We start from the raw sequence: 16,094 nt of genomic DNA, 5'->3' as shown, positions 1-16,094 counted from the left end.
GCGTGGGCAAAACCATGGCCGTGGACAACACTGCCGGGGCAGACGCGGCTCGCGCTCCGGCGCAACCCGACAAGTGGCGGCTGGGCGGTGCGCTGTGGCTGCTGGGCATGCCCGGCGTGGTGGCGGTGGTCTGGGCGCTGCTGCCCACCCTGAAGGCCAATGAAGCCCTGCTGCCGCTGCCACCGGAGGTCGTGCTGGTGCTCAGCGGGTTGCAGACGGCGGTGCTCCTGGCGCTGGCCGTGGCGCTCGGGGTCTGGCTGGCGCCTCGCGTGGGCCTGCAGGCGCCCGCCATGTCTTCCTGGCTGGCCAGCCGGCCCGTAGGGCCCGCGCTGCGGGGCCAACTCCTGCCCGGAGTCTGCGGTGGTGTGGCGGGCGCTGCGTGGCTATGGGTGCTGTCCCGGCTGGCGCCCACGGCGCTGCAGCCCTCCGATCCTGCCAGTGCCATGCCATTGGCGGTCAAGCTGCTGTATGGCGGCATCACCGAAGAGCTGCTGGTGCGCTGGGGTGTGATGACCCTGCTGCTGTGGCTGGGCTGGCGCTTGCTTCAGCGCGGTCAGGGGCGGCCCGGCAAGGGGCTGGTGGCTGCGGCGGTGGTGCTCAGCGCTGTGTTGTTTGCTGTGGGGCATCTGCCTGCCGCGCAGGCGCTGGCCGGGGTGTTGACCGTGCCCGTGGTGGTGTTCGTGCTGGTGGGCAACACGGCCTTTGGTCTGGTGGCGGGCTGGCTCTATGCGCGCCACGGCCTGGAGGCGGCGATCATTGCGCACGTGCTGGCACATCTGCTGTCATCTCCGCTGCTTTGAGAGGCTGAGTCGCGGAGCCGCTGCACGGGGTAACTCGCATGTAACCGCTTCGTGTGAGAATTGAAACTCGATTACATCCTCAACGACCGAGAGAAAAGAGACATGTCCATGCCTACCCGCCGCGCCACCAAGATTGTTGCCACCCTGGGTCCTGCATCGAGCGACCCGGCACTTCTGGAGGCGATGATCCGAGCGGGTGTGAACGTGGTGCGGCTGAACTTCAGCCACGGCAAGGCGCAGGACCACATCGACCGCGCCGCCACCGTGCGTGCCGCCGCCCAGCGCGCAGGCCGCGAGGTGGCCATCATGGCCGACCTGCAGGGGCCCAAGATCCGTGTGGGCAAGTTTGCCGAAGGCAAGGTGCAGCTGGAATCGGGTGCCAAATTCGTGCTCGACGCCTCGCGCACCGAGCTGGGCGACATCGAAGGCGTGGGGCTGGACTACAAGGAGTTGCCGCGTGACGTGAAAGCGGGTGACCTGCTGCTGCTCAACGATGGCCTGATCGTGCTCACCGTGGATGCGGTGCGCGGTGAAGAAGTACACACCACCGTCAAGGTGGGCGGCGAGCTGTCGAACAACAAGGGCATCAACAAGAAGGGCGGCGGCCTCACGGCACCGGCCTTGACGGCCAAGGACATGGAAGACATCCGCACGGCAATGAGCTTCCAGGCCGACTATGTAGCGGTGAGCTTTCCCAAGAACGCGACCGACATGGAAATGGCGCGCCAGCTGTGCAATGTGGCTGCTTCCGAGTACCGCCATAAGCCGGGCCTGATCGCCAAGATCGAACGCGCCGAGGCCATCCCGCACCTGGAGGCCATCTTGCGCGTCTCCGACGGCATTATGGTGGCGCGTGGCGACCTGGCCGTGGAAGTGGGCAACGCGGCCGTGCCCGCGCTGCAAAAGAAGATGATTCGCATGGCGCGCGAGCTGGACAAGGTCGTGATCACCGCCACGCAGATGATGGAAAGCATGATCACCAACCCCGTGCCCACGCGCGCCGAGGTGAGTGACGTGGCCAACGCCGTGCTGGATGGCACCGACGCCGTGATGCTGAGTGCCGAGACGGCCGCAGGCCGCTACCCGCTCGAGACCGTGGAAGAGATGGCCACCATCTGCGCCGCGGCCGAAGCGGCGGAAGACCACCAGCTCGATGCCGACTTCACCGGCCAGACCTTTGGCCGCATCGACCAGTCCATTGCCATGGGCGCGTTGTTCACGGCCCACCACCTGGGCGCCAAGGCCATTGTCGCCATGACCGACAGTGGCGCGACGGCGCTGTGGATGAGCCGGCACAGCATCCGCATTCCCATCTATGCGCTCACCCCCAAGGTGGCCACGCAACGCAAGATGGCCATGTACCGCAACGTGCGCCCTTTGCTGATGGACACCAGTGCCGACCGCGACACCGCGCTGGATCAGGCAGAGCGCCACCTCAAGAGCCGTAACATCGTGCAAAAGGGCGACGTGTACGCCATCACCTGCGGTGAGCCCATGGGCGCACCTGGCGGCACGAACATGCTGAAGATCTGCGTGGCCAGCTGACCGATCGAGGGGTTGCACCCTCACCGCTGCGGGGCAGAGTCCCGGGCAGGAGTCCGGCGGCGCTGGGCGGCGGTCAGTGCGCGTTGCCTTGTGGCGACTTGTGCTGCAGGGCTGCTTGCCAGCGCGGTGCGCGCGCGGCCAGTGCGTGGATGGCCGCCGCTGCCAGCCCCCCGGTGACCAGGCCCGCCAGCACATCAGACGGGAAGTGCACTCCCAGGCAGACGCGGCTCCACACCATGGCGGCTGTGACCGCTGCGGCCAGCCAGGTCAGCCCGCGAACCGGCCGCAGGGCAAGACTGGCCGCCAGCGCGGCGGCTCCCGCCACATGCATGCTGGGAAAGCCTGCGCGCGCGGCGTGCTCGATCCACTGGACGCCAATGCCCAGCTGCGCAGGCCGCGGCGCCGGCACCGCCAGTCGCAACAGCTGTACTCCTACCCACGCCAGGGCCATGGACGCGAGCGCCAGCGCCAGGGCGCGCCGCTGCGCTGCGTTGCCCAGCACAAAGCTGCCGAGCAGCAGGCCGCCCATGGCGGTGGGTAGTTGCTGTGACACCCACCGCGCCATCGTCACCACGGCAGGCAAGGTCGCGGCGTCGGCATTGAGGGCCTGAAACAGGGCCAGATCGAGTTCAAGCATGGGAGCTGTCCGGTGGCGTGGTGGTGCTGGCGAAATGCGGGAAGCGTGGACGCAGAGCCGTGGCCGCCAGGTCGCAAAGCCAGCCGGTGACCCAGCACAGCCAGCCCGTCCACAGTGTGTGGCTCATGAAATGGGCGCCCCGCACCTGCTGGGCTGCACCCAAGACGAACCCCGCCAGCAACGCACCCGCCAACCACCAGCGTGCGGCCGACGGTAGCTTGTGGCGCAATGCGAAGTAGCCTCCCAAAAAGGCGAATCCGGCCGACGCATGGCCCGCCGGAAAACAGCGGCCGCTGCCGCCATCGAGCACGCCCAGCGCCCAGTGCGACACATGGCGCGCTACGCCGCCAAACTGCGCGAGGTCCCACGGGCAACTGGTGGCGCTGAGGTTCTTGGTGATGCTGACCACGGCCAGCGAGAGCAGAGCGCTCACGGCCATCTGCAGGCGCTCGCTGGCGTCCAGCTTGCGCAGAAAGCCGCGCGGCCACCACACGCTCAGCGCCAGCAGGAGCACCAGCAGCCAGCCCAGACGGCGGGCGCCTTCATGCAGCACCTGCACAAAAAGCCACTGGTCCCGCATCGGAAACCCGTTGGACGATCCAAACACCTGCGCAAACGCCAAGTCCTGCCCTGCGGCATCCCAGGCCACCACACAGGCCAGAGCGCCCAGGGTCCAGAAAAGCAGCGTGTGGCGGTGAGAGGGGGCGTGGGGTGTGATGGGCGCGATGGAGGGCGTGACGGGCGAAGGCTGCATGTGCCGGAAGATAGGCGGGCGTACTTAACGCCGTCTTAAAGCCGGTGCCGCCCTTGTCTCGCCCCTGTCCGATGGGCTGCGACAATGCCTGCATGCGAATACTCGTGGTCGAAGACGATGCGGGCATAGCCAGTGGCCTGCGCAGCAATCTGCAGCAACGCGGCTATGCGGTGGATGTCAGTGACGGCGTCGCCAGTGCCTGGAGTGCCCTGCGCGCCGAGCGTTTTGACGCTGTGCTGCTGGACCTGGGGTTGGTGGACGGTGACGGTAGCGAACTGCTACGGCGTCTGCGCCTGAGCCCGCCCGCCACCGGGGCTGCATCGGCAGCTCTGCCGGACCCTGCTACGCCGGTCCTCATCGTCACCGCGCGTGACCAGGTGCATCAGCGCATCGCGGGGCTGGACCAGGGCGCCGATGACTACCTGACCAAGCCCTTTGATGTGGATGAGTTGGACGCGCGTTTGCGGGCGCTGCTGCGGCGCGCGGCGGGACGGACGTCGCCCACCATCCGTCTGGGCGATATCGAGCTGGACCCTGCGACCCGCACGGTGCGCCAGCAAGGCAAACCCGTGGAAATGTCTCCGCGCGAGTTTTCCGTGTTGTTGGTGCTGCTGGAGGCGCGGGGGCGGGTGCTGTCGCGACAGCAGATCGAGGAACGCCTGTACAGCTGGGATGCCGCTGTGGAGAGCAATGCGGTCGAGGTCCACATCCACCACCTGCGCCGCAAGCTGGGCAGTGCCTGTATCCAGACCATGCGCGGGGTGGGTTATTTCATGCCGCAGGAGAAGCCGGCGTGAACGCACCCACCGCTCCTCGCCCGGCGCCAGCGCGTCGCCCATCGCTGACCCGGCAACTGTTGCTATGGTCGCTGGGGGCTCTGGCCGTTGTCTGGGGCAGCTTCGTCTTCATTGGCTACCAGACCGGTGTGCATGAGGCCGACGAGCTGACCGATGGACACCTGGCGAGCGTGGCCGCGCTGCTGCTCAACCTGCGTGCCACCGAGGCGATGCAAGGCCCACAGCGGACCGAGCGCACCCCCACGCCCTGGCTCAAATCGCACGATTACCAGCAGACCATCAGCGTGGTGCAGTGGGATGCGCAGGGGCGGGTGCTATCCCTCACGGGTTCGGTGCCCGAGCCGCCTTTCAGCGATGCCGAGGGGTTTGCCGACCTCACGCTGGGCCCGGACAAGGTGGCCTGGCGCAGCTTCTCGCAATGGGATGCGGAGCGCACCCGCAAGATCATGGTGATGCTGGAGCTGCGCGAGCGGGACGAGCTGGCGGATGACATTGCCGGACAGCTCATCGAGCCTGGTCTGTGGTTGCTGCCTGTGGTGTCTCTGGCTCTGGGGCTCGCGCTGTGGCGCGGCTTGCGGCCTTTGTACGCGCTGTCGGCCGACGTGGCAGCGCTGGACCCGACCAGTACGCAGCGGCTGGCATCGCGCCATGCCTGGAGCGAGTTCGAGTCGGTCGTGGCATCGATCAATACCTTGCTGGACCGCCAGCAGGTCGCCATGGTGCGCGAGCGCCGCCTGGCCAATGAGGTGGCCCATGAATTGCGCACCCCGCTGTCCTCCATCGCGCTGCAGGCCAGCGCCCTGGCGGGGGAGCTGACGGAAGAGGCCCGGGCCCAGTCGCTGGCGCGCATCGGCCAGGATGCTCTGCGTGCGGGTCACGTTCTCAACCAGCTGCTGGCCCTGGCACGCGCCAGCCGGGCCGAGCTGCACGAAGCCAAGGCGCCTGTGGACCTGAGCGCACTGGCGCGGTCGGTGTGCGCCGACTATGCCCAGGCGGCGTGGAAACGCGGCGACGACCTGGCCCTGTCGGCCCCGCCCGCGCTCACCGTGCCCGGCCATGCGGTGTTGCTGGACATCGCAGTGCGCAATCTGGTGGAAAACGCGCTCAAGCACACGCCCGAAGGCACGCAGATTGCGGTCCAACTGGGCTCCGCCGACGCTGGTGGCGCGTGGCTGCAGGTGTGTGACGACGGGGCACGCCACCAGGTGGGGAGCGGGGCGGGTCGCACAGCAGCGGTGCCGGTGGACAGCCTGCATCTGGGGCATGAAATCCTGCGCCGCGTGGCGGACATCCACGGGGGGCACTTTGGCGCAGCACCTGCACCGGCGCCGTTTACCACCTGCTACCGGTTGGATTTGCCATCGCCCACCGTATTTTCCCCCGGTTAAAATTACGAGTTACCAAGCGGTTACCGCCGCATTGCCAGGTGCTACAGCGCCTCGCGCCCTCCTTCTTCAACCCACCACGGACCCCACGACCATGCCCCTCGTTTCGATGCGCGAACTGCTCGACCATGCCGCTGTCAACAGCTATGGCATCCCTGCCTTCAACGTCAACAACCTGGAGCAGGTGCAGGCCGTGATGGCTGCTGCGGACGAAGTGGGCGCTCCCGTCATCCTGCAGGCCAGCGCTGGCGCACGCAAGTACGCGGGCGAGCCCTTCATCAAGCACCTGATCCAGGCGGCGGTCGAGGCCTTCCCCCACATCCCGCTGGTGATGCACCAGGACCACGGCACCTCGCCCAAGATTTGCCAGGGTGCCATCGACCTGGGCTTTGGATCGGTGATGATGGACGGCTCGCTGATGGAAGACGGCAAGACCCCTTCGTCCTTCGACTACAACGTTGAAGTGACGCGCAAGGTGGTGGACATGGCGCACAAGGTGGGCGTTACGGTCGAAGGCGAACTGGGCTGCCTGGGCAACCTCGAAACCGGGGACGCGGGCGAAGAAGACGGCATTGGTGCCGTCGGCAAGCTCGACCACAGCCAGATGCTGACCGATCCCGAAGAAGCCGCCGTGTTTGTGAAGGCCACCCAGCTGGACGCCCTGGCCATTGCCATCGGCACCAGCCATGGCGCCTACAAGTTCAGCCGCAAGCCCACGGGCGACATACTGGCCATCAGCCGCGTGAAGGAAATCCACCAGCGCATCCCCAACACCCACCTGGTGATGCATGGCTCCTCGTCGGTGCCTGCCGAGTTGCTGGCCATCATCAACCAGTACGGCGGCAAGATGAAGGAAACCTACGGCGTGCCCGTCGAGGAAATCCAGGAAGCCATCAAGCACGGCGTGCGCAAGATCAACATCGACACCGACATCCGCCTGGCGATGACGGGCGCGGTGCGCAAGTTCCTGGCTGAAAACCCCGACAAGTTCGACGCCCGCGAATGGCTCAAGCCCGCCCGCGAAGCGGCCAAGCAGGTGTGCAAGCAGCGTTACCTGGAGTTCGGCTGCGAAGGCCAGGGCAGCAAGATCAAGGGCCTGAGCCTGCAGGCCGTGGCCGCCCAGTACGCCTCGGGTGCGCTGGCCCAAGTGGTGAACTGATCGTTGGCACCAGGCCCTGCGGGGCCGCTGCCCAGCCTGGCTGCTTTGTGCTGCCAGGCTTTTTTTTGCCTGTTTGCGGAGGGAGACTGGGGAGTTCCCTCTACTGCAGACAAAGGCGACAGCGACAAGATTTTCTTCATGTAAGCTCGCGGTCAGCTTGCCCACCGGCAGCGCCGCAAGAAGTGTCCGATACCAGGGCGCTTTCAACACATTTTTCACCAGCTACACCGAGCTGGTTGTTGCATGGCAGAAGCCGTCGAGGGACGGACTTGGGTGCCGTGGGATGATTGAAGGCGAATTCGTATGAACCTTTCACTATGACTCTGACCATTTCAAAGTTCCGGCGGCTGTTGCCTGTGTTGGCTGTGACGGTGTTCACTGTGGCGTGCGCGCCCCTGACTGTTCCTCCCAAGTCCGAATATCCAGTCGGGCGTGCCCGCCTTGTACTGCCGGCGGGGGCCTGGCAGGACCTGGGCACTTCGGAGGAAGCCGTTGCGGGTTCTGGAGGCCGTACCTCACTTCAAACACGTGACGTGGGGCTGCGTGGTGCGCAAGGCGAATGGCTGGCTGCGCTGCGCGTGCAGACCAACCGCACCAGCGACCTGCTTGGGTCTCCGCAAGGGGTGGGGTATTGCCCGGCGCAACAGGACGTCATGGTGAAGGATTCCGCCAATGGCAGCCCTGTGCGGGCCGATTGCCTGCGCTTCAAGCTTTGGGCGAGCAGCCCCAAGTGGCTTGAAAAGAACCGGCCCGACCTCGTTCAATGGATGGCCAGCCGCCAGATCGCGTTGAAAGCACCCTATTCCCATGTTGCCTATGGTTACGTCACTGAAGCGGGTGTCTGGGTGGTGGTGGATGCCTTGGTCGATCAGCGGTTGTTGAGCTCCCGTCCGCGCAACAACGAAGAATTCCTGGTGGCGGGCCGGCCCGCACAGCAGTGGGCCTATGACCTGGCCCAGGCCGTGCGCCTGAGCTCCGGCATGGTGGACGGCCACCTGGCCATTCCGCCCTTCCCGTTCCCTGCGCCCACATCCAAACCCTAGCGCGCCAGTCCTCCCCTGCCTGGCGGCCTTGCATAACGATTACGAAACTCGAGGAGACCTCTGATGCAGACAAGCCCCGTCCCGCAGCCGCAGCGTATCGGCGTGCCAAGGGAAACCTTTCCCGGTGAAAAGCGCGTGGCCACCGTGCCCGATGTGGTGGAGAAGCTGATTAAGCTGGGCTTCACTGTCACGGTGGAGTCGGGGGCAGGGGATGCCGCCAACTTCAGTGACGACGCCTACCGCGCTGCGGGCGCCGAGATCGTGGGCGACGCTGCCGCGCTGTGGGCTGCATCCGATATCGTCTTCAAGGTCCGCCCGCCCAGCAGCGATGAAGTGGCGCTTGTGCGCGAGGGCACGACGCTCATCGACTTCATCTGGCCCGCCCAGAACCCCGAACTGATGCAGCAGCTGGCGGCCCGCAAGGCGACGGTGCTGGCCATCGACTGCCTGCCGCGCACGCTCTCGCGCGCCCAGAAGATGGACGCGCTCACTTCTACCGCAGGCGTCAGCGGCTACCGCGCCGTCATCGAGGCGGCCAATGCCTTCGGCCGCTTCTTCAACGGCCAGATCACGGCCGCAGGCAAAGTGCCGCCCGCCAAGGTGTTCATTGCAGGCGCTGGCGTGGCCGGTCTTGCCGCTATTGGCACCGCAGCCAACCTGGGCGCCATCGTGCGCGCCAATGACACCCGTGCCGAGGTGGCCGACCAGGTCAAGTCACTGGGCGGCGAGTTCGTCAAGGTGGACTACGAGGAAGAAGGCTCGGGCGGCGGCGGCTATGCCAAGGTCATGAGCGAGGGCTTTCAGGCTGCGCAGCGCAAGATGTACGCCGAGCAGGCCAAGGACGCCGACATCATCATCACTACCGCGCTGATCCCGGGCAAGCCCGCGCCCAAGCTCATCACCGCCGAGATGGTGCAGAGCATGAAGCCCGGCAGCGTGATCGTGGACATGGCGGCCGAGCAGGGCGGCAACTGCGAGCTGACCGTGCCCGGCCAGGCCGTGGTGCGCCATGGTGTGACCATCGTCGGCTACACCGACCTGGCCTCGCGCCTGGCCAAGCAGTCTTCCACGCTGTACGCCACCAACCTGTTGCGCCTGACGGAAGAGCTGTGCAAGGCCAAGGACGGCGTGGCCGTGGTCAACATGGAGGACGACGCGATCCGCGGCCTCACTGTGGTCAAGGAAGGCTCGATCACCTGGCCTGCGCCGCCGCTCAAGCAGGCGCTGGCACCCGTGCCCAAGGCGGCCGCCCCGGTGGCCGAGAAGAAATCGAGCCACGGCACAGGCGCACCCATGTCCGCCAAGACGCTGACCATCGTTTTTGCCGTGCTGGCTGTGCTGTTCTGGGCCATCGGTGCCTACGCGCCCGTGGCCTTCCTGGGGCACTTCACGGTGTTCGTGCTGGCTTGCTTCATCGGCTACATGGTGGTGTGGAACGTTACACCCGCACTGCACACGCCGCTGATGAGCGTGACCAACGCCATCTCCAGCATCATCGCCATCGGCGCGCTGGTGCAGATTGCGCCGCCCGATGCGGGCATCAACGGGCGCCCGGACGGGCTGATCCTGTGGCTGGCCTTTGCGGCCCTGGTGCTCACGGCCATCAACATGTTCGGCGGCTTTGCGGTCACGCGCCGCATGCTCGCCATGTTCCGCAAGTAATCCGATAACGACAAGAACAACGAGGAGCACAGAACATGTCCCAAAGTCTCGCTACCGTGGCCTACCTGGGCGCGGCCATTTTGTTCATCCTGAGCCTGGGTGGGCTCTCCAACCCTGAAACCTCGCGCCGGGGCAACCTGTTCGGCATGGTCGGCATGGCGCTGGCCGTGCTGGCCACGGTGTTCGGCCCGCGCGTGAGCCCCGCAGGTGTGGCCTGGATCGTCGGCGCTCTGGTCATTGGCGGCGGCATCGGCCTGTATGCGGCCAAGGTCGTCAAGATGACCCAGATGCCCGAACTGGTCGCGCTCATGCACAGCCTGGTGGGCCTTGCGGCTTGCCTGGTGGGGTTTGCCAGCTATGTCGATACCTCGATTCAGCTGCAGGGTGCCGAGAAGATCATCCACGAGGTGGAGATTTATGTGGGCATCCTGATTGGTGCCGTCACGTTCAGCGGCTCGCTGATTGCCTTTGGCAAGCTCAACGGCAAGATCGGCGGCAAGCCGCTGCTGCTGCCCGGCCGCCACTGGCTCAACCTGGCCGCGCTGCTGATCGTGATCTGGTTTGGCCGTGAGTTCCTGCGCGCCGAGACCGTCGAGCAAGGCATGGTGCCGCTCATGGTGATGACGGTGATCGCGCTGCTGTTCGGCATCCACATGGTCATGGCCATTGGTGGTGCCGACATGCCGGTGGTGGTGTCCATGCTCAACAGCTACTCGGGCTGGGCGGCGGCGGCCACGGGCTTCATGCTGTCCAACGACCTGCTCATCGTGACCGGCGCGCTCGTGGGTTCTTCGGGCGCCATCCTGTCCTACATCATGTGCAATGCGATGAACCGCAATTTCATCAGCGTGATTGCGGGGGGCTTTGGTTCGGGCGCGGGCACGCCCGCCAAAAAGGGCGAAGCTGCCGAGCCGCAGGGCGAGGCCGTACCCGTCAGCTCCGCTGAGACGGCCGAGCTGCTGCGCGACGCCAAGAGCGTCATCATCGTGCCCGGTTACGGCATGGCCGTAGCCCAGGCGCAGCACACGGTGTACGAGATCACCAAGACCCTGCGCGAGAAGGGCGTGGATGTGCGCTTTGCCATCCACCCCGTGGCGGGCCGCATGCCCGGCCACATGAACGTGCTGCTGGCCGAGGCCAAGGTGCCCTACGACATCGTGATGGAGATGGACGAGATCAACGAGGACTTCCCCGATGCCGACGTGGCCATGGTCATTGGCGCCAACGACATCGTGAACCCCAGCGCGCTGGACGATCCGTCCAGCCCCATCGCTGGCATGCCGGTGCTCGAAGTGTGGAAGGCCAAGACCTCCATCGTGATGAAGCGCTCGATGGCCTCGGGCTATGCCGGAGTGGACAACCCCTTGTTCTACAAGGACAACAACCGCATGCTGTTTGGCGATGCCAAGAAAATGCTGGATGAGGTACTGACCGCGCTCAAGAGCTGACGGGCATAATTCCTCCACAATAAAAGCACGATCGTGCTGAAAAACATCGGCGTGCTTGCAGGACCCCCATAAAACCTACCAGGAGACAATCCCAATGACCGACCGCCCGTGGCTGGCCGCCTATCCACAAGGTGTTCCCGCAGACATCGACACCACGCAGTACAGCTCCCTTGTGGCGCTGATGGACGAGGCGTTCAAGAAGTACGCCAACCGCGTGGCCTACAGCTTCATGGGCAAGGACGTGACCTACGCCCAGACCGATTCGCTCTCCAGCGCGTTTGCGGCCTATCTGCAGGGCCTGGGGCTGGTCAAGGGCGACCGCGTGGCCATCATGATGCCCAACGTGCCCCAGTACCCCGTGACCGTGGCGGCCGTGCTGCGCGCGGGCTTCGTGGTCGTCAACGTGAACCCGCTGTACACGCCGCGCGAGCTGGAGCACCAACTCAAGGATTCGGGCGCCAAGGCCATCGTCATCATCGAGAACTTCGCCACCACGCTGGAGCAGTGCATTGCGCACACGCCCGTCAAGCATGTAGTGCTGTGCGCCATGGGCGACCAGCTCGGTCTGCTCAAAGGGACCCTGGTCAACTACGTGGTGCGCAACGTCAAGAAGATGGTGCCCGCCTACAACCTGCCGGGTGCGGTGCGCTTCAACGACGCCGTGGCGCAGGGCACACGCGGCACGCTCAAGAAGCCCGACATCAAGCCGGACGACATCGCGCTGCTGCAGTACACCGGCGGCACCACGGGGGTGAGCAAGGGCGCGGTGCTGCTGCACCGCAACGTGATCGCCAACGTGCTGCAGTCCGAGGCCTGGAACGAGCCCGTGATGAAGAAGGTGCCCGCAGGTGAGCAGCCCACCAGCATCTGCGCGCTGCCGCTGTATCACATCTTCGCGTTCACCGTGAACATGATGCTGAGCATGCGCACGGGCGGCAAGACCATCCTGATCCCCAACCCGCGCGACCTGCCTGCGGTGCTCAAGGAGCTGTCCAAGCACACCTTCCACAGCTTCCCGGCGGTCAACACGCTGTTCAACGGCCTGGCCAACCACCCCGATTTCAACACTGTCAACTGGAAGAACCTCAAGGTCTCGGTGGGCGGCGGCATGGCGGTGCAGGGCGCTGTGGCCAAGCTCTGGCTCGAAAAGACGGGTTGCCCCATCTGCGAAGGGTATGGCCTTTCGGAGACCAGCCCTTCGGCCAGCTGCAACCCCACCACCAGCACCGAATACACCGGCACCATCGGCGTGCCGCTGCCCAGCACCTCCATGAAGCTGCTGGACGATGAAGGCCGCGAGGTCACCACGCTGGGCGAGCCGGGCGAAATCGCCATCAAGGGCCCTCAGGTGATGGCCGGCTACTGGCAGCGCCCCGATGAAACCGCCAAGGTCATGACCGAAGACGGCTACTTCAAGTCGGGCGATATCGGCGTGATGGATGCGCGCGGCTTCTTCAAGATCGTGGACCGCAAGAAGGACATGGTGCTGGTCAGCGGCTTCAACGTGTACCCCAACGAGGTCGAAGAAGTGGTGGCCAACTGCCCTGGCGTGCTCGAATGCGCCGTGGTGGGCGTGCCCGACGAAAAGACCGGCGAGGCCGTGAAGCTTGTGATCGTGAAGAAGGACCCGGCGCTCACCGAAGCGCAGGTCAAGGAGTTCTGCCGCCACGAGCTCACGGGTTACAAGCAGCCCAAGGTGATCGAGTTCCGCACCGAGCTGCCCAAGACCCCCGTGGGCAAAATCCTGCGTCGCGAACTGCGCGACAAGAAGTGACTCGGCCTGCTGGCACGTCACAATCCCCAGGCGGCTTCGGCCGCCTTTTTTTGCGACCGCGCTGCGATGCTGGCGTGGGTGTTTTGTGGCCCCATGACATGACCCCAAGGACTTTTGCATGAGCACTGCCATTCTGAGCGCGCTGCCCGAAGAACAGAGCTCGCTGGTGCAACAGCTGGCGCACCCGCAGCGGCTGATGCACGCCGGCCGCGCGTTCTGGCGCGGAGAGCTGCACGACCGCCCGGTGGTGCTGGCGCTGTCGGGCATCGGCAAGGTGGCCGCTGCCACCACGGCCACGGCCTTGATCGAACATTTTGGGGTAGCGCGCATCGTCTTCACGGGCGTCGCGGGTGGTGTCGGCGATGGGGTTCACCGGGGCGATGTGGTGGTGGCGCAAGACTATGTGCAGCACGACATGGATGCCTCGCCGCTGTTCCCTCGGTGGGAGCTGCCGGGATACGCACGCACCCGCCTAGCGTGCGATCCGGCACTGACTGCTATGCTTTTGGAAGCTGCCAACCTATGCGTCACTAGCGCAAGCGGTCTCTGGGGCTTGAAAAATATCTATGGGGATGCCCATCGGGCGCACCAGGGCCTGGTGGCCAGCGGCGATCGTTTTGTGGCCACCGCACAAGAGTCCGAGCGCCTGTGCACCGCCCTGCGCGCGGCCGGGCACGATGTGCTGGCCGTGGAGATGGAGGGTGCCGCCGTCGCCCAGGTGTGCCATGACTACAGCCTGCCCTTTGCCGCGGTGCGCACCATCTCCGACCGCGCCGACGACGACGCACACGGCGACTTCGCCCAATTCGTGCAGACCGTGGCCAGCCGGTATGCCGAGCACATGGTGCTGTCGTTTTTACAGAAACTATGAAATTGATAGCGGCTAAGGCATGTTGCACTAGCGCTTGCGGCAGATTTTCCCTCTAAAGAGCACTCCACCGCATCCCATTTGCCGTTCGATACGATGCGCTGAAACCGGCGCAATGTATCTACCAGCGCCACCGCGGAACCGGCTTTGCCGGGCCGCTGGAGGCGTCCCCCCTCGGGGGGAAGGCGCGCAGCGCCATAGGGGGCTACTTCAACCAGCCCCGCTTGCGGAAGTACCACATGGGCCCGAGCGCGCTCGCCAGCATCAGGCCCAGCGCATACGGGTAGCCCAGCGACCAGTCCAGCTCGGGCATGAACTTGAAGTTCATGCCGTACACGCTGGCGATCAGTGTGGGTGGCAGCAAGGCGACGCTGGCCACCGAGAAGATCTTGATGATCTTGTTCTGGTTGATGTTGATGAAACCGACCGTGGCGTCCATCAAAAAGTTGATCTTGTCGAACAGGAACGCCGTGTGGTTGTCCAGCGACTCGATGTCGCGCAGGATCTGGCGGGCTTCCTCGAACTGCTCGGAGTTGAGCATCTTGGAGCGCATCATGAAGCTCACGGCGCGGCGCGTGTCCATCACGTTGCGGCGGATACGACCGTTCAAGTCTTCCTGGCGGGCGATGGCGGCCAGCACCTCGCCGGCGCGGGTGTCGGTCACGTCGCCGGCCAGCACCTGCTTGCTCACGGCCTCCAGCTCGTCGTAGATGTTCTCCAGCGTGTCGGCCGAGTATTCGGCGTCGGCGTCGAACAGCTTGAGCAGCACTTCCTTGGCGTCTTCAATCAGCCCGGGCGCGCGGCGCGCGCGCATGCGCAGCAGGCGGAACACGGGCACGTCTTCATCGTGGATGGAAAACAGCACGCCCCGGCTCTTGAGGTTGGTGTTGTGCTGGTTCAGAATGAAGGCCACGCGCACCGAACGGGGGTCTTCGTCGTCATCGATCAAGAAGTCGCTGCGGATGTGCAGCTCGCCGTTGTCTTCCTCGTAGAAGCGGGCGGATTCCTCGATGTCCTCGTCCATCGCATCCTCGGGGATGGACAGGCCGTAGTGCTGCTTGATCCAGCGCTTCTCTTCGAGCGTCGGGGCTTCCAGGTCCACCCAGATCGGCTGGAACTTGGTCAGCTCTTCCAGGGACTCGATTTCTTCCTGGAACAGCCGGCCATTGGCGAGCGTAAAGATGTTGAGCATGGGCTCACTCCCTTGTTTTTTGGCGTCTGCGGTGTAGGGGTAGGGGTGCTTTCAACCCCACAGCAGTCAAATGCGCCGGGAGCTGAAAGCTACCAACTCGGGTAGGTTTCCAAGGAGCTGTCTCCGTAAAAATTAGGCAAGCGGCGGATTATGGCACCGGGCGATGATCTCGCCGGTCCGGCGGGGGGCATGGAAGGGGGCTGGGGCCCTGCCAACAGGCTCTCAGCCCTCGGCCTCGGCCTCGGCCTCGGCACTGCGCACCATGGCCAGCGCCCGGCACAGGTCGGCCCAGGCGGCGGCCTTGTTGTCCTGCGAGCGCAGCAAAAAGGCGGGGTCGTAGGTCACCACCGCCGGGCACCCGGCCAGCACATGCGGACCTGCGCGCAGGCGGCCCAGGGGCTCGGTGCGGCCCAGCGCCGCGCGTGCCGCCACATGGCCCAGCACCAGCACCATGGCGGGCTGCAGGTGGGCCACGGTGTCGGCCAGGGTGGCCGGGATGTCGGTGCTGGCTTCCGTGCCAGGCGCAGACCGCTCCAGCGCGGCCAGGAACACGCGCGGGTGGCGGTGCAATTGCATGGCCCGCAGCATGTTGTCGAGCAAGCGGCCCGCATCGCCACCCAGGGGCTCGGCGGGGGTCAAGCTCTCGGCCACGATGAGCCAGCCCCTGCCCAACCCGGCGGGCGTTTGCGCCGGGTCGGCGGTGGGGTAGAGCGTCTGGGGTGGGTGCAGCCGCAGGGCGGGCGTGGCCGCGCCTGTGGTGGCAGGTGCAGGAGTCGGAGCCGGCGGTGCGCTGCGGCTGGTGGTGTGGGCCGGCGGCGCTTGGGGGCGCTCGGCGAGCGCAGGGGACGGTGTCTGTGTTTGTGCGCGCGGCGGCGCCATGGCAGGTGCTGCCACGGCCGCAGGAGCCGCAGAAGCGATTGCCGGGGGCTGGGCGATGGCCTCCTGGGCGGGGGATGGGCCCCACACGGTGACGCCCATTTCTTGCAGCATGGCGCGCTGGCGCGCATCGAGGTGGAGGCTCATACGGAAA

Annotated in this window: 14 protein-coding genes; 10 read left to right on the top strand and 4 right to left on the bottom strand. The window is 65.7% G+C overall.

Annotated elements, in window-relative coordinates:
* Positions 1–2: 2 nt before the first annotated feature.
* Positions 3–800, top strand: a complete 798-nt coding sequence (locus IB236_RS04170; RefSeq protein ID WP_370539880.1) for a type II CAAX prenyl endopeptidase Rce1 family protein — start codon at positions 3–5, stop codon at positions 798–800.
* Positions 801–908: 108 nt separating this feature from the next.
* Positions 909–2,345, top strand: coding sequence for a pyruvate kinase (gene pyk / locus IB236_RS04165; protein WP_056743254.1), 1,437 nt, complete (start codon positions 909–911; stop codon positions 2,343–2,345).
* 73 nt (positions 2,346–2,418) lie between these two features.
* Here pyk and IB236_RS04160 read toward each other — a convergent pair whose 3' ends face one another.
* Both IB236_RS04160 and IB236_RS04155 read right to left on the bottom strand, forming a co-directional pair.
* Positions 2,419–2,982, bottom strand: a complete 564-nt coding sequence (locus IB236_RS04160; RefSeq protein WP_192419034.1) for a phosphatase PAP2 family protein — start codon at positions 2,980–2,982, stop codon at positions 2,419–2,421.
* Positions 2,975–3,736, bottom strand: coding sequence for a phosphatase PAP2 family protein (locus IB236_RS04155; RefSeq protein ID WP_192419032.1), 762 nt, complete (start codon positions 3,734–3,736; stop codon positions 2,975–2,977). The genes IB236_RS04160 and IB236_RS04155 overlap by 8 nt, the downstream gene beginning before the upstream one ends.
* A gap of 92 nt (positions 3,737–3,828) precedes the next feature.
* Between IB236_RS04155 and IB236_RS04150 the strand changes: the two genes are divergently transcribed.
* The 8 genes from IB236_RS04150 to IB236_RS04115 all read left to right on the top strand — a co-directional run bounded on the left by IB236_RS04150 (position 3,829) and on the right by IB236_RS04115 (position 13,875).
* Positions 3,829–4,533, top strand: coding sequence for a response regulator transcription factor (locus tag IB236_RS04150; RefSeq protein ID WP_056743258.1), 705 nt, complete (start codon positions 3,829–3,831; stop codon positions 4,531–4,533).
* Positions 4,530–5,921 (top strand): histidine kinase dimerization/phospho-acceptor domain-containing protein, encoded by a 1,392-nt coding sequence (locus IB236_RS04145; protein ID WP_192419030.1) that lies wholly within the window; start codon positions 4,530–4,532, stop codon positions 5,919–5,921. The genes IB236_RS04150 and IB236_RS04145 overlap by 4 nt, the downstream gene beginning before the upstream one ends.
* Before the next feature lie 91 nt (positions 5,922–6,012).
* The gene (gene fba, locus IB236_RS04140) at positions 6,013–7,077 is read left to right on the top strand and encodes a class II fructose-bisphosphate aldolase (RefSeq protein WP_192419028.1); all 1,065 of its coding nucleotides are present in this window, start codon (positions 6,013–6,015) and stop codon (positions 7,075–7,077) included.
* Positions 7,078–7,394: 317 nt separating this feature from the next.
* Positions 7,395–8,120, top strand: coding sequence for a hypothetical protein (locus IB236_RS04135; RefSeq protein WP_192419026.1), 726 nt, complete (start codon positions 7,395–7,397; stop codon positions 8,118–8,120).
* A 63-nt stretch (positions 8,121–8,183) separates the two neighbouring features.
* Entirely contained in the window at positions 8,184–9,782 is a 1,599-nt protein-coding gene (locus IB236_RS04130; protein ID WP_192419024.1) for a Re/Si-specific NAD(P)(+) transhydrogenase subunit alpha, read from the top strand.
* A 35-nt stretch (positions 9,783–9,817) separates the two neighbouring features.
* Complete coding sequence (gene pntB / locus IB236_RS04125; protein WP_099731870.1) at positions 9,818–11,230, top strand: Re/Si-specific NAD(P)(+) transhydrogenase subunit beta; 1,413 nt, start codon at positions 9,818–9,820, stop codon at positions 11,228–11,230.
* Between the two features lie 94 nt (positions 11,231–11,324).
* Positions 11,325–13,004 (top strand): long-chain-fatty-acid--CoA ligase, encoded by a 1,680-nt coding sequence (locus IB236_RS04120; protein ID WP_056068036.1) that lies wholly within the window; start codon positions 11,325–11,327, stop codon positions 13,002–13,004.
* A gap of 118 nt (positions 13,005–13,122) precedes the next feature.
* Positions 13,123–13,875, top strand: a complete 753-nt coding sequence (locus IB236_RS04115; RefSeq protein ID WP_110960882.1) for a 5'-methylthioadenosine/adenosylhomocysteine nucleosidase — start codon at positions 13,123–13,125, stop codon at positions 13,873–13,875.
* Between the two features lie 202 nt (positions 13,876–14,077).
* Here the strand turns inward: IB236_RS04115 and corA are convergent, their stop codons facing one another.
* Together corA and IB236_RS04105 are read right to left on the bottom strand one after the other, a co-directional pair.
* The gene (gene corA / locus IB236_RS04110; RefSeq protein ID WP_015016148.1) at positions 14,078–15,064 is read right to left on the bottom strand and encodes a magnesium/cobalt transporter CorA; all 987 of its coding nucleotides are present in this window, start codon (positions 15,062–15,064) and stop codon (positions 14,078–14,080) included.
* Between the two features lie 222 nt (positions 15,065–15,286).
* The gene (locus IB236_RS04105) at positions 15,287–16,087 is read right to left on the bottom strand and encodes a uracil-DNA glycosylase family protein (RefSeq protein ID WP_225580968.1); all 801 of its coding nucleotides are present in this window, start codon (positions 16,085–16,087) and stop codon (positions 15,287–15,289) included.
* Positions 16,088–16,094 lie beyond the last annotated feature (7 nt).

The organism is Acidovorax sp. ACV02 (genome assembly GCF_014851475.1).
Lineage (GTDB): Bacteria > Pseudomonadota > Gammaproteobacteria > Burkholderiales > Burkholderiaceae_C > Acidovorax > Acidovorax delafieldii.
The sequence above is the reverse complement of the archived record's forward strand: the minus strand, read 5'-3'. Positions and strand labels throughout refer to the sequence as shown.